At 71.6% G+C, this 12,269-nt stretch carries 13 protein-coding genes; 5 read left to right on the top strand and 8 right to left on the bottom strand.

The window, feature by feature from the left end; translation table 11 throughout:
• Positions 1-155: 155 nt before the first annotated feature.
• Together ACFHYO_RS00935 and ACFHYO_RS00930 are read left to right on the top strand one after the other, a co-directional pair.
• The gene (locus tag ACFHYO_RS00935; protein WP_168783249.1) at positions 156-1,253 is read left to right on the top strand and encodes a catalase family protein; all 1,098 of its coding nucleotides are present in this window, start codon (positions 156-158) and stop codon (positions 1,251-1,253) included.
• A complete protein-coding gene (locus tag ACFHYO_RS00930; protein ID WP_394317679.1) occupies positions 1,246-3,531 on the top strand; it encodes an FdhF/YdeP family oxidoreductase in 2,286 nt (761 codons plus the stop codon). The genes ACFHYO_RS00935 and ACFHYO_RS00930 overlap by 8 nt, the downstream gene beginning before the upstream one ends.
• A gap of 68 nt (positions 3,532-3,599) precedes the next feature.
• Here the strand turns inward: ACFHYO_RS00930 and ACFHYO_RS00925 are convergent, their stop codons facing one another.
• From ACFHYO_RS00925 to ACFHYO_RS00900, 6 genes are all read right to left on the bottom strand, one after another.
• The gene (locus tag ACFHYO_RS00925) at positions 3,600-5,816 is read right to left on the bottom strand and encodes a xanthine dehydrogenase family protein molybdopterin-binding subunit (RefSeq protein WP_394317677.1); all 2,217 of its coding nucleotides are present in this window, start codon (positions 5,814-5,816) and stop codon (positions 3,600-3,602) included.
• Complete coding sequence (locus ACFHYO_RS00920; RefSeq protein ID WP_394317675.1) at positions 5,813-6,787, bottom strand: FAD binding domain-containing protein; 975 nt, start codon at positions 6,785-6,787, stop codon at positions 5,813-5,815. Before ACFHYO_RS00920 ends, ACFHYO_RS00925 begins: the two co-directional genes overlap by 4 nt.
• Positions 6,784-7,290, bottom strand: coding sequence for a 2Fe-2S iron-sulfur cluster-binding protein (locus tag ACFHYO_RS00915; protein WP_074826078.1), 507 nt, complete (start codon positions 7,288-7,290; stop codon positions 6,784-6,786). The genes ACFHYO_RS00920 and ACFHYO_RS00915 overlap by 4 nt, the downstream gene beginning before the upstream one ends.
• A gap of 138 nt (positions 7,291-7,428) precedes the next feature.
• Positions 7,429-7,995: a nucleotidyltransferase family protein gene (locus ACFHYO_RS00910; protein ID WP_394317673.1), complete on the bottom strand. Its 567-nt coding sequence runs from the start codon at positions 7,993-7,995 to the stop codon at positions 7,429-7,431.
• Complete coding sequence (locus tag ACFHYO_RS00905) at positions 7,992-8,951, bottom strand: XdhC family protein (protein WP_394317671.1); 960 nt, start codon at positions 8,949-8,951, stop codon at positions 7,992-7,994. Before ACFHYO_RS00905 ends, ACFHYO_RS00910 begins: the two co-directional genes overlap by 4 nt.
• Before the next feature lie 61 nt (positions 8,952-9,012).
• Positions 9,013-9,399, bottom strand: a complete 387-nt coding sequence (locus ACFHYO_RS00900; RefSeq protein WP_036701550.1) for a hypothetical protein — start codon at positions 9,397-9,399, stop codon at positions 9,013-9,015.
• 86 nt (positions 9,400-9,485) lie between these two features.
• Between ACFHYO_RS00900 and ACFHYO_RS00895 the strand changes: the two genes are divergently transcribed.
• Entirely contained in the window at positions 9,486-10,256 is a 771-nt protein-coding gene (locus tag ACFHYO_RS00895; protein WP_394317669.1) for an alpha/beta fold hydrolase, read from the top strand.
• A gap of 10 nt (positions 10,257-10,266) precedes the next feature.
• Here the strand turns inward: ACFHYO_RS00895 and ACFHYO_RS00890 are convergent, their stop codons facing one another.
• Positions 10,267-10,470 (bottom strand): hypothetical protein, encoded by a 204-nt coding sequence (locus tag ACFHYO_RS00890; protein WP_036701545.1) that lies wholly within the window; start codon positions 10,468-10,470, stop codon positions 10,267-10,269.
• A gap of 195 nt (positions 10,471-10,665) precedes the next feature.
• On the opposite strand from ACFHYO_RS00890, the gene ACFHYO_RS00885 reads away from it, so the two are divergent.
• On the top strand, positions 10,666-10,938 hold the full coding sequence (locus ACFHYO_RS00885; RefSeq protein WP_394317667.1) for a hypothetical protein: 273 nt from the start codon (positions 10,666-10,668) through the stop codon (positions 10,936-10,938).
• 15 nt (positions 10,939-10,953) lie between these two features.
• On the opposite strand, the gene ACFHYO_RS00880 is transcribed toward ACFHYO_RS00885, so the two are convergent.
• On the bottom strand, positions 10,954-11,268 hold the full coding sequence (locus tag ACFHYO_RS00880) for a TraR/DksA family transcriptional regulator (protein WP_394317665.1): 315 nt from the start codon (positions 11,266-11,268) through the stop codon (positions 10,954-10,956).
• Positions 11,269-11,384: 116 nt separating this feature from the next.
• Here ACFHYO_RS00880 and ACFHYO_RS00875 point away from each other — a divergent pair, with 116 nt between their 5' ends.
• Positions 11,385-11,861, top strand: coding sequence for an REP-associated tyrosine transposase (locus tag ACFHYO_RS00875; RefSeq protein WP_394317664.1), 477 nt, complete (start codon positions 11,385-11,387; stop codon positions 11,859-11,861).
• Positions 11,862-12,269 lie beyond the last annotated feature (408 nt).

Genomic DNA, 12,269 nt, shown 5'->3' with positions numbered 1-12,269 from the left:
CGCGCAACCCGCACGTCGCCCGGATAGAGTGGACACGCTTGCCAAAAAACTGCAACCCTCGGGGGCAAGGGACGCACGGTCGTGCGGAACCCCGTCCCGGCGCAGGCGGTTCGCCGCAGACCCCCTGAAGCCTCCCCCCGAAAAGGACCGCCGCCATGAAACCGGCCCTGCGCTACTCGCCCGACCTCGAAACCCTGCGCGATGACGAGGCCGAAGGGCTGACCGCGGTCGAGGAAGGGCTGGCCACGATCCTTGCCACCACGCTGCGCGACGAGGGTCGCGGCCTGCGCGCGGTGCACGCCAAGGCCCACGCCTATCTCACCGGCACGCTGTCAGTCCTGCCCGACCTGCCGCCCGAACTGGCGCAGGGGATGTTCGCCACGCCCGGCGACCACCCGGCGATCCTGCGCGTCTCGACCAACCCCGGCGACGTCCTGGACGACAGCATCTCGCTGCCCCGCGGCATCGCGCTCAAGGTGCTGGGGGTCGAGGGGCCGCGCCTGCCCGGGGCCGAGGGCGACGCGCAGGATTTCCTGATGGTCAACGCGCCGGTGTTCGCCTCGCCCGACCCGGCCGACTTCGCCCGCTCGCTCAAGCTGCTCGCGCTGACCACCGACCGGCTGGAGTGGGCGAAGAAGGCGCTCTCGCTCACGCTGCGGACGGTCGAGCGGGGGATCGAGGCCGTGGGGCTCGAAAGCCGGGCGCTCAAGAGCTTCGGCGGGGCGCTGAACGTCCATCCGCTGGGCGAGCGCTACTTCTCGACCGTGCCCTTCCGGCACGGGGACTATGTGGCGAAATATGCGCTGGTGCCTGTGTCGGACACGCTGACCCGCCACAGCGGCGAGGAGATCGCCACCATCGGCCACCCCGACGCGATCCGCGCGGCGATGGACCGCGACACCCGCGCCGGCGCCATGACGTGGGAACTGTGCGCGCAGCTCATGCGCGACCCCGAGACGATGCCGGTCGAGGACCCGCGCGTCGAGTGGCCCGAGGACGAGAGCCCGCTTCTGCCCGTGGCAAGGCTGCGGGTCGAGGCGCAGCCCTCGTTCGACGCGGCCGCGGCGCGGGCGGCCGACGACCGGCTGAGGTTCTCGGTCTGGACCGGGCTGGCCGCGCACCAGCCCTTGGGCGCGATCAACCGCGCCCGGCGGGACGCCTATCTCTTCTCGACCGGGTTCCGCGAGCGCGCCAACCGCTGCCCCATCCACGAACCGACCGACACTGCAATCGGAGACATGAGCCATGGCTGACACCCCCGCCGACCAGCGCGACGACACCGCCCATTTCGACGGACCCGCCGGCGGCTGGGGCTCGCTTGAGGGAATGGGCCATGTCGCGGGCGCCGAGGGCCTGACCCTCGACATGCTCGCCACGCTGCGCCGCCAGAACAAGAACGACGGGCACATGTGCACGTCCTGCGCCTGGGCCAAGCCCGCCAATCCCCATATCGTCGAGTTCTGCGAGAACGGGGCCAAGGCCACGATCTGGGATCTGGTCAAGGCCCGCTGCGGCCCGGACTTCATGGCCGAGCACACGGTGAGCGAGCTGCGCGGCTGGACCGACCTCGAACTTGAGCGCGCCGGCCGCCTGACCCATCCGATGCGCTATGACGCGGCCACCGACCGCTATGTCGAGATCGACTGGGCCACCGCCTTCGCCGAGATCGGCGCCGCGCTGAAGCCGATGAACCCCAAGGACACGGTGTTCTACGCCTCGGGGCGCGCCAGCCTCGAGACGTCCTATCTGTGGCAGCTCTTCGCCCGGCTCTACGGGCACAACAACCTGCCCGACAGCTCGAACATGTGCCACGAGACGACCAGCGTGGCGCTGGCCGAGTTCATCGGCTCGCCCGTCGGCACCTGCACGCTCGAGGATTTCGAGCATTGCGACCTCATGCTGTTCCTCGGCCAGAACACCGGCTCGAACAGCCCGCGGTTCCTGCACAACCTGCAGAAGGCGAAAGAGCGCGGCTGCCGCATCATCGTGCTGAACCCGCTGCGCGAGACGGGGCTGCTGCGGTTCCGCAACCCGCAGCGGCTGACGCAGATGCTGGGCGGCGTGACCGAGATCGCCGACCATTACCTGCAGATCCGGCCGGGTGGCGACATGGCGCTGCTGACCGGGATGACGAAGCGGGTGCTCGACCTCGACGAGGCCGAGGGCGGCATCATCGACCGCGACTTCATCGCCGAGCACACCACCGGGTTCGAGGATGTCGCGGCCCACGCCCGCGCCGCCGACTGGACCGAGATCGAGGCGCACACCGGCCTTGCCCGCGCGGTGATCGAGGATCTCGGCACCCTCTACGCCCGCGCCCCGGCCACCATCGCGGTCTATGGCATGGGGCTGACCCAGCATGTCCACGGCGGCAAGACGCTGGGGGCGCTCGTCAACCTGCTGCTGTTGCGCGGCAACATCGGCCGTCCGGGGGCGGGGATCTCGCCCGTGCGCGGCCATTCCAACGTGCAGGGCCAGCGCACCGTGGGGATCGCCGAGCGGCCCGAGCTGGTGCCACTCGACAAGCTCGCCCAAATGTTCGACTTCGACCCGCCGCGCGAGACCGGCCGCACCACCGTCGAGGTGGCCGAAGGGATCATCGACGGCTCGGTGCGGGCGGTGCTGTCGCTGGGCGGCAACCTCGTCCGAGCGATGCCCGACATCGCCCGGGTCGAGGCGGCGTGGGGCGGGCTCGACCTCGTGGTGAACATCGCCACCAAGCTGAACCGCACCCACCTCGTGCCCGGCCGCGCCACCTATCTGCTGCCCTGCCTCGTGCGGGCGGAAGAGGACGAACAGACCTCGGGCCCGCAGTATGTCTCGGTCGAGGATTCGCTCTCGCACATCCACGCCTCGCTCGGGACGATCACCCCCGCGGCGCCGTCGATCCTGTCCGAGCCGTCGATCGTGGCGGGGATCGCCAAGGCGACGCTGGCCCCAAATCCCAAGGTGCGCTGGGACGAGTGGATCGCGGACTATGCCCGCATCCGGGCGCTGATCGAAGAGACGTGGCCCGAGATGTTCCGCGATTACGAGACGCGGATGCACGCGCCCGGCGGCTTCTACAAGGGCAACAAGGCGCGCGAGCGGGTGTGGAAGACCGACAGCGGCAAGGCTCAGTTCACCGTGCCGCCGCAGCTTTCGGGCCTCGGGCGGGAACTGGGCGACGACGAATACACGCTGATCACCCTGCGCTCGAACGACCAGTTCAACACCACCGTCTACGGGCTCGAGGACCGGCTGCGCGGCCTGTCGGGGGACCGGATGATCGTCCTGATGAACCCCGAAGAGATCGCCCGCGCTGGCCTCGCCGAGGGGCAGAAGGCGCGGCTGGTCTGCGCCGCCGACGACGACGGCCACGCCCGCGTGGTCGAGGGGCTGACGGTCACCGCCTATGACCTGCCCGACCGCTGCGTCGGGGCCTATTATCCCGAGACGAACCCGCTGGTCCCGCTGGCGCTGCACGACGAGATGTCGAAGACCCCGGCCTACAAGGGCACCCCGGTGCGGATCGAGGCCATGGCGGGCTGATCCTCACCCAAGCGCCACGAAAAAAAGCCGGCCTCGCGGCCGGCTTTTCCATGTCGGGCGGGGGCGCCTCAGCCCAGCTCGGCCAGCACCTTGTCCAGCGTCACCGGGAACTCGCGGAAGCGCTTTCCGGTGGCGTTGGTGATGGCGTTCACGATCGCCCCGGCGGTGCCGCAGCACGCCAGCTCACCGATCCCCTTGGCGCCCATCGGGTTGGCATAGGGGTCGCGGTCATCGAGGAACTCGACGTCGATATGCGGCACGTCGAGGTTGGCCGGGATGTGGTACTCGGCCAGGTCGCGGTTCACGAAATGCCCGTCGCGGGGATCGCGGGCGGATTCCTCGTGCAGCGCCGAGCCGATGCCGAAGATCATTCCGCCGATGCACTGCGAGCGCGCGGTCTTTTCGTTCAGGATGCGGCCGGTGGCGAACACGCCCGACAGCCGCCGCAGCCGCACCTCGCCGGTGACGCGGCTGACCGCGACCTCGGCGAACTGCGCCCCCCAGCTCGCCTGCCGCGTGGTCAGCAGCGTTGCGCCCGGGTCGATCTCGCCCTCGGCCCGCAGCGTGTCACCGGCAAGGATGTCGGCGAGCGCGCGGGTGCGGTTGAGGGCTATGGCCTGCCCGTCCTTCAGCGTCAGCTCGTCGGGCTCGCACCCCATCCGCTCGGCGATCTGCGCACGGACCGCCTGCGCGGCAAGCAGGACCGAGCTGCCGGCCGAGGCTGCGCCGAACGACCCGCCCGAGCCGGCCGAGGGCGGCAGCGCGCTGTCGCCCAGCACCGTGGTCACGCGGTCGAGCGGCAGGCCCAGCGCCTCGGCGGCGATCTGGGTCAGGATGGCGTAGCTGCCGGTGCCGATGTCGGTCATGTCCGTCTCGACCCGCGCGGTGCCGTCGGGCAGCAGCACCACCGCCGCCGTCGAGTTCACCAGCAGGTTCACCCGCACGGCCGAGGCCATGCCCATGCCGATCAGCCACTCGCCCTCGCGCCGTGTGCCCGGCTCGGGCCGGTCGGCCCAGCCGAAGGTCTCGGCCCCGCGCCGCAGGCAGTCGGCCAGCCGGTTCGAGCTGAAGGGCCGCCCCGACGACGGGTCCTTGTCGGGGATGTTGCGCAGCCGCAGCTCGACCGGGCAGAGACCGGCCTTTTCGGCCAGCTCGTCCATCGCGATCTCGACCATCGGCACCCCGATCGCCTCGCCCGGGGCCCGCATCGAGCCGGGGGGCGTGGTGTTCACCGAGGCGATGTGGTGGCCGATGCGGCGGTTCTCGCCGGCATAGGTGAAGGGCGTGGCCTGCGTCACCGGCTCCGAGAAGCTGGCGCCGGCCATGGTCGTCACCCAGGCGTCGTGGCCGATGCCGGTCAACCGCCCGTCCGGGCCCGCGGCCAGCCGGATGCGCTGGCGGCTTTCCGACCGGCGGTGCGTCGCCTCGAACACGTTGCGGCGATGCAGCGCGATGGCGACCGGGCGGCCGAGCTTCTGCGCCGCGATGGCGGCGCCCACGGCCTCGTGCCCGATGCCCAGCTTGCCGCCGAACCCGCCGCCCACGTAGGGCGACAGGATCCGCACCTTGTCGGCGCTGACCCCCACCGCGTCGGCCAGTTCCGCCGCGTTCGAGCGCAGCATCTGATAGCTGCCGCGCACCGTCAGCTTGTCGCCGTCCCACCAGGCTGTGGCGGCGTGCGGCTCCATCGCCGCATGGCTCATCGAGGGGGTGAGGTAGTGGTCGTCGACGGTGAACGCCGCCTCCTGCATCGCCGCGGCGAGGTCGCCCTGCACCGACTGCTTGAAGAAGGGCGAGCTGTAGTCTTTGGGCCCGACCTTGAGCGTCGCGCGGTCGGACTGGTCGAGCAGCACCGGCCGGGCGGCGAAGGCCGCGTCGCGCGCCTGTTCCAGCGTCTCGGCCACCACCAGCGCGATGGGCTGGCCGACGAAGGCGATCTCGGACGGGCCCTGCGCGGGCGACGAGCCCTGCCCGCCCTGCGCCGGGTAGCGGATCATCCGATCGTCGCGGATCACCGCGAGGACGCCCGGCATGGCCCGCAGCTCGGCGGTGTTGAGGCCCGTCACCCAGCCCCTGGCGATGGGGGCGCGGACGAACCAGCCATGCGCGGTGCCGGGCGGGTGATCCTCGTCGGCATAGGTCGCGGTGCCCGTGACCTTGAGCGGCCCCTCGGGGCGGTCGGCGGGCGTGGTCAGCACCCCCTGCGGAGTGTGGTCGAAGAAGTTGTCCTCGTCCTTGCTGTTCATCCGCAGGTGATTGCGGGGCAGTTCGATGGGGTCGCTCATGCTGCGCGCGCTCCGCTGGTGGCCTCGGTCAGCACGGCGACAAGGGTGCGTCGCGCCAGGGGAATCTTGAAGTCGTTCTCGCCCTGCCCCTCGGCGCCGGCGAGCAGGCGGTCGGCAAAGCGGCCGAAGAGCGCCTCGGACGGCGCCTCGCCCTCGAGCAGCGCCTCGGCCTCGGGCAGGCGCCACGGGCGTGCCGCGACCCCGCCCAGGGCGACGCGCGCCCGGGTGATGCGCCCGGCGTCGGTGACGACATCCACGGCGACCGAGACCAGCGCGAAGGCATACGAGCGGCGGTCCCGGACCTTGCGGTAAAGCTGCGACCCACCGGTCGGCGCGGGCAGGGTCACGGCCGTGATCAGCTCGCCCGGGGCAAGGTTGGTGTCGCGCTCGGGCGTGTCGCCGGGCAGGCGGTGGAACTCGGCCAGCGGCAGGGTGCGGGGGCCCTGCGGCCCGTCGATCTCCACCACCGCCTCGAGCGCGGCCAGCGCCACCGCCATGTCGCCGGGATAGGTGGCGATGCAGGCGGGCGAGGTGCCGAGGATGGCGAGGTTGCGGTTGAACCCGCCGCGGGCGGCGCAGCCGGTCCCCGGCTCGCGCTTGTTGCAGGGGGTGTCGAGGTCGTAGAAATACGGGCAGCGGGTGCGCTGCAACAGGTTGCCGCCGGTGGTGGCGCGGTTACGGATCTGCCCGCTCGCCCCCGCAAGGATGGCCCGCGACAAGAGCGGCCAGTCCGCTCGCACCCGATCATCCGCCGCCAGCGCCGCGTTGCGCACCAGCGCGCCGACCCGCAGCCCCTCGCCGTCCGCCGCAATCTCGTCCAGCCCGATGTGGTTGATGTCGACCAGCGCCTCCGGCGTCTCGATCTGCAGCTTCATCAGGTCCAGCAGGTTGGTGCCCCCTGCGATGAAGCGGCCCTGCGCGGCCAGCGCCTCGGCCGGGGCGGTGGCACGCTGATAGGAAAACGGCCTCATGCGGATGCCTCCGCGGTGTCGCGGATCGCGTCCACGATGTTGGGATAGCACGAGCAGCGGCAGAGGTTGCCCGACATCCGCTCGCGGATCTCCTCGTCCGAAAGCGACGGCGCGCCGAGGTCATCCGAGACGGCGCTCGGCCAGCCCTCGCGCAGCTCCTCGAGCATGGCGGTGGCCGAGACGATCTGGCCGGGGGTGCAGTAGCCGCACTGGAACCCGTCGCGGCGGATGAAGGCCTGCTGCATCGGCGCCAGCGCGCCGGGCTGGCCGATCCCCTCGATCGTGGTGATCTCGTCGCCGTCGTGCATAACCGCGAGCGTCAGGCACGAGTTGATCCGGCGGCCGTTGAGCATGACCGTGCAGGCGCCGCACTGGCCGTGGTCGCAGCCCTTCTTGGTGCCGGTCAGGTCAAGGTGCTGGCGCAGCGCGTCGAGGAGGGTCACCCGCGGGTCGTCGAGCGTCAGCCGCCGCGCCTCTCCATTGATGGTCAGGGTCACGTCCATGGCTGGCACCTCGGCTGGTTGGGGCGATACCTCACCGAACCGGCGGGGCCGGGTGCGGTTCCGGTAATAAAGATGAAGCGCGGCGATGTCCCAGCGTCACGGGCGACGTGCCGCAGCGGCGTCAGGGGTCCGCAGGTCTCAGGGGGTCGGCACATCCACGTCGGCAAGCTCGGCCCCCGGGACGGCGATGCACCGGGCGCCGGCCCGGGCCAGCAGCCCGCCCGCGCCCTGATCGCCCGACAGGCCCGCGACGGCGGGAAACAGCCGCGCGGGCAGGCAGGCGGGCGGCCCCGGCCGCGCCTCGGGGCCATGGGCCGCGGCCGCAGCCCCGTCGCCGGCCGCCGACAGGATGCGGTGCAGGGTGGCGGGCGTGACCTCGGGCATGTCGCCCAAGGTGACGAGCAGCCGCGAGACCCCCAGCGCCGCGGCCGCGGCCACACCCGCGCGCAGGCTGTCGGACATCTCAGGTCCCGTCACGGTCACGATCCGGCAGCCCGGCATCCGCGCGGCGATCACCGCCGCGACCTCGGCCGAGCGCACCACGGCCAGCCGATGCGCCAGCGGCACCGCCGCCAGCGCCGCCGCCGCATGGGCCACCAGCGGCGCCCCCCGCCAGTCGGCCAGGAGCTTGTCACCCTTACCCCAGCGGCGCGAGTGCCCCGCGGCCAGCAGCAGACCCGCGTCGCAGGCCCCGGCCGCGGTCATGCGGGGGCCGCCGACAGCGCCTCGCCCAGCACCTCGGCCAGCACCGACACCGCCAGCACCCGCGGGTCACGGGCCGAGGGGATCAGCCCGATCGGCCCGCGCAGCCGCGCCGTCTCGGTCGGGGTCAGGCCCAGCTCGGCCAGCGCCGCGAGCCGTCGCTGGTGGGTCCGCAGGCTGCCCTGCGCGCCGATGTAGAAGGCCTCGCTGCGCAGCGCCTCGGCCAGCAGCGCGGGCTCGACCTCGTGATCGTGGAAGAACAGCGTGACCGCTGTGCGCGCGTCCGCGACGAGCGGTCCGGGCGGGGCGAGCGGCGTGCCCGCGCGCCGCGCCGCCGTCCGGGTCGCCGCGTCGGGGGAGGACAGCGTGACGGGATAACCCGCGGCGTGGGCGAGCGCCGCGAAGGTCAGCGCCTCGACCCCCACCCCCAGCACCGCGAAGGCGGGCGGCGGGCGGACGGCCAGCGCGAAGCGGCCGGGGGCGGGCGCGGGCCGGGTCTCGCCCACGGAGATCCTGCCGCCGTTGCCGAGGTCGAGGTCCAGCCACGCCGTCCGCCGCGCCGCCCGCAGGACCAGCGCCGCCCTGAGCGGCGCGGGGTCGCGCACCGCGATCAGCGCCACGTCCAGCCCCCCGCCGCAAGGCAGCCGCAGGTCCACGAAGGGCGAGCCGAGCCCATAGCGGAGCTGCTGCACTGCCCCGTCACGCCAGACCTCGGCGGCGTGGAGCGCCAGGTCCGCCTCGATGCAGCCCGAGCTGAGCTGCCCCACCGCGCCAAGGCCCCCGTCCCCGAGCGCCGGGAAACCCATGACCGCGCCGGGGTTGCGGTGATGCGGGCCCTCGACCCCGGTGATGACGGCCAGCACGCCGCCCGCCGCGGCCAGCGCCTCGATCGGGTCGCCCACGGGATCGGCGGGCAACGAAGTGTCGGGGGCGGGAATGTACGGCAGGTCGTGGCTCATCGGACCGAGATGGGGGCGCCCCCGACCCGGCGCGAGGGGAGGCGCGGCGCGCCGCAGCGTCTCATCCCAGATGCCCGCGCCAGACCAGCACCCACAGCACCACGGCGGCGAGGATCATCAGCCCGAACATCACCGCCGCGGCGATGTTCGTGGCACTGTTGGTCCAGCGCCGCCCGGCGCCCAGCGGGCGCAGGTATTTCACCAGCTCGGCGTGGTCGCGCACCGCGGGCGTCGTGTCGATCTGCCGCGCCACCCGCGGCACCACCGCCTTCTGCTGCAAGGCCGCCAGCCGCTGCGCCGCCTTGCGCTTGCGCCGCGGCAGCGCGCCGCCGCGCCGGCGCAGCATGGTGGCAAGGTCGGGCCGGGTGCCCCGCCGTGCCCCGCCGAAGCGCTGCGCCATGAGCTGCGCGACCTCGTCGGCCAGCGCCTGCACATCCGGTTCGGCCATCGTTTCCCCCACGGCGCTGCTGGCACTGGAACGCGCCGAGATTAGGGGTAATGATCGGCGCTGGCCAGACGCGCAAAGGTTGATCGATGACGCTCTCCACCACCATCACCGGCACCGACACCCCCGGCATCCCGCCCGTCCTGATCGCGCACGGGCTGTTCGGGCAGGGCCGCAACCTCGGCGTCATCGCCCGCCAGCTCGCCGAGACGCGGCGCGTCGTCTCGGTCGACATGCGCAACCACGGCGACTCGTTCTGGGACGACGACCACTCCTACGACGCGCTCGCCGCCGACCTCGCCGCGGTGATCGAGGCCGAGGGGGGCACGGCGGATGTCGTCGGGCATTCGATGGGCGGCAAGGCCGCGATGTGGCTGGCGCTGACCCGGCCCGAGTTGGTGCGCCGGCTCGTCGTCCTCGACATCGCGCCGGTGGAATACGGCCACACCCAGAGCAAGCTGATCGATGCGATGGAGGAGACCGATTTCTCGTCCGCCCGCACCCGCAGCCAGGCCGACGCGGCGCTTTCCGCGCGGATCGAGGATCACGGCGTGCGGGCGTTCCTGCTGCAATCGCTCGACCTCAAGTCCGATCCGCCGCGCTGGCGGATGAACCTTGGCTCGCTGCGCGACCAAATGGCGTCGCTGACCGGCTTTCCCGACCACGACGGACCGCATTTCGACGGCGAGACGCTGGTGCTGTCCGGCGGCGACAGCGACTATGTCGATCACGCGGGCGAGGCGGCGTTCCGCGCCCTCTTTCCCCGCGCCACGATCGAGGTCGTGGCCGACACCGGCCACTGGCTGCACGCCGAGAAGCCGGCCGAGGTCACCGCGCGGGTGGCGGCGTTCCTCGGCTGAGGCGGCCGCCTCAGTCGAGGCTGTCGGCGGGGTCGGTCGCCTGGATGCGCTTGGCCACCACCCAGGTCACCGGCACCGCGATCACCGCGCCGATGGCGGCGGCCAGCAGGATCGCCTGCCAAGTGTAATACCCCATGACCAGCGCCGCGATGACCCCGATCCCGGCCAGCGTGCCGACCGAGATCGACAGAAGAAGCATGAAGAGACGCGGCATCGAGGGTCCTTTCGTGTTGGCCCGGCCCGGTTAGCGCGGCCCGGCGGTCTGCGCCTTGATCCAGATCAGAGCTGACCAGACCCGGCCCGCCCCGGCAAGAGGCGCCCCCGCCGCCCCGCGGCTTTTGCTTTGGGCGGCCGCGGCTGTCATGCTACCGTCACATCGCAGGGCATCAGCGAGGGGGAGGGCGCGGCGATGATCAACCCGGAGGACATCCTGGACATGACCAGCCTCAGCCGCGACGAGATCGCGGCCGTGGCCGAACACGAGCACCTGGGCCAGGTCGACGCGGCCCGGCTGTCCGAATGGCTGATGGCGCACCGCGGCGGCGGCCACCGGGTCGAGCAGATGATCTCGGACGACATCCGCGCGGCGCTGCACGCCGACAACCTGCCCCACGCGCGCGACCTCTACGCGACGCTCAAGGCGTTCCTGGCCGAGCATCCCGACGCCGTGCGCGGCGGCTGAGCGCGGCGGCGCCGCTCAGGGCGCGCAGTTGGCGCAGAACGGCGTGTCGGGCAGCAGCTCGCGCCGCTTGTCGGCGATGTCCTTGCCGCACTGGACGCACTCGCCGTATTCGCCGGCCTCGATCCGCGCGAGCGCCGCGTCGATGCGCCGCAGCTCGGCCTCCTCGGCGTGGCCGAGGGCGGTCAGCACCTCGTCCCCCTGCCGCTCGGAGGCCGCATCCTCCCAGTCCTTCGGCACCGGATCGTCGAGCTGATCCTCGATCTCGGTCAGCGAGGCGAGCAGTTCGTCACGGCGGGCGGTGAGGGTTTTCCTGGCGGCGTCGGGGGTCATGGGGGTCTCCGGGCATCGGGTTGGCGGCGAGAGTGGCCCGCGGGGTTAAGGGGGTCAAGTGGGGCGGGCAGGACCTGTCAACGCATCCTTAACCCGTTCGCGGGCATGCTCGGGGCATGTCGAATTACCGCCGCCCGCCCCGGTCCGACGCGCCGGTGTTCTTTACCGTCGCGCTGGCCGACCGCCGCAGCGATGGGCTGGTGGCCGAAATCGAGCGCCTGCGCGCGGCGGTGCGGGTCACGCGGGCGGAACGGCCGTTCGGGATCGAGGCGTGGGTGGTCCTGCCCGACCACATGCATTGCATCTGGCGCGTGCCGGACGGGAACTATGCGCTGCGCTGGCGGCTGATCAAGGCGCGGTTCTCGCGGGGCTTGCCGATGGGGGCACGGCGGCAAAGCCACATCGCGCGCGGCGAGCGCGGGCTCTGGCAGCGCCGGTATTGGGAGCATCATATCCGCGACGAAACCGATTTCGCGGCGCATCTGCGCTATTGCTGGTTCAATCCGGTGAAGCATGGCCTAGTCACGCGCCCCGAGGATTGGCCCTATTCGTCCGTCCACCGCGAGATCGGCGGGCCGAGGTGGGGTTGGTAGGGTGCGTGTTCATATGCACCTTGGGGGTGAGAGGGGAATTGGTGCGTGCGAGCACGCACCCTACCCGCTGGTGGGTTGGGGGAGAGTGACGAGGGGGGGAGAGTGGGGTCAAAGACGAGATCAAAACTGCGCTGTGCCGGCGCGTGCTCATACGCAGGTTATACAAGTTCAAGTGATACCAAATTTTCTCAGACCTACTTGCAGTAGCAAACAACATGCTTAACTACCTAGATGCACGTTAAAAAAAGGAGGTGCTATGCGGATTACTGAAGGTGAGATCAGGAGCGCCGCTCTCAAAGAGCTTCTGTATGCCAAAGGCCAAACGTTAACGACCAGCGCCCTGATTGCACGCCTGGCCAAGCGCCTAAACCCAACACACCAAGATGCAGCTATCCTTCAGGGGCGGAG

The sequence above is a fragment of the Paracoccus panacisoli genome (genome assembly GCF_042435015.1).
GTDB classification, from domain to species: Bacteria; Pseudomonadota; Alphaproteobacteria; order Rhodobacterales; family Rhodobacteraceae; genus Paracoccus; species Paracoccus panacisoli.
This window is presented reverse-complemented; position numbering and strand designations above follow the sequence as displayed.

Excerpts from the sequence above, each read along its gene's own strand:
- ACFHYO_RS00910 (WP_394317673.1), bottom strand. The coding sequence starts at position 7,995 with ATGACCGCGGCCGGGGCCTGCGACGCGGGTCTGCTGCTGGCCGCGGGG.
- ACFHYO_RS00895 (WP_394317669.1), top strand. The coding sequence starts at position 9,486 with ATGACGCTCTCCACCACCATCACCGGCACCGACACCCCCGGCATCCCG.
- ACFHYO_RS00900 (WP_036701550.1), bottom strand. The coding sequence starts at position 9,399 with ATGGCCGAACCGGATGTGCAGGCGCTGGCCGACGAGGTCGCGCAGCTC.
- ACFHYO_RS00920 (WP_394317675.1), bottom strand. The coding sequence starts at position 6,787 with ATGAGGCCGTTTTCCTATCAGCGTGCCACCGCCCCGGCCGAGGCGCTG.
- ACFHYO_RS00925 (WP_394317677.1), bottom strand. The coding sequence starts at position 5,816 with ATGAGCGACCCCATCGAACTGCCCCGCAATCACCTGCGGATGAACAGC.
- ACFHYO_RS00915 (WP_074826078.1), bottom strand. The coding sequence starts at position 7,290 with ATGGACGTGACCCTGACCATCAATGGAGAGGCGCGGCGGCTGACGCTC.
- ACFHYO_RS00885 (WP_394317667.1), top strand. The coding sequence starts at position 10,666 with ATGATCAACCCGGAGGACATCCTGGACATGACCAGCCTCAGCCGCGAC.
- ACFHYO_RS00880 (WP_394317665.1), bottom strand. The coding sequence starts at position 11,268 with ATGACCCCCGACGCCGCCAGGAAAACCCTCACCGCCCGCCGTGACGAA.
- ACFHYO_RS00905 (WP_394317671.1), bottom strand. The coding sequence starts at position 8,951 with ATGAGCCACGACCTGCCGTACATTCCCGCCCCCGACACTTCGTTGCCC.
- ACFHYO_RS00935 (WP_168783249.1), top strand. The coding sequence starts at position 156 with ATGAAACCGGCCCTGCGCTACTCGCCCGACCTCGAAACCCTGCGCGAT.
- ACFHYO_RS00875 (WP_394317664.1), top strand. The coding sequence starts at position 11,385 with ATGTCGAATTACCGCCGCCCGCCCCGGTCCGACGCGCCGGTGTTCTTT.
- ACFHYO_RS00890 (WP_036701545.1), bottom strand. The coding sequence starts at position 10,470 with ATGCCGCGTCTCTTCATGCTTCTTCTGTCGATCTCGGTCGGCACGCTG.
- ACFHYO_RS00930 (WP_394317679.1), top strand. The coding sequence starts at position 1,246 with ATGGCTGACACCCCCGCCGACCAGCGCGACGACACCGCCCATTTCGAC.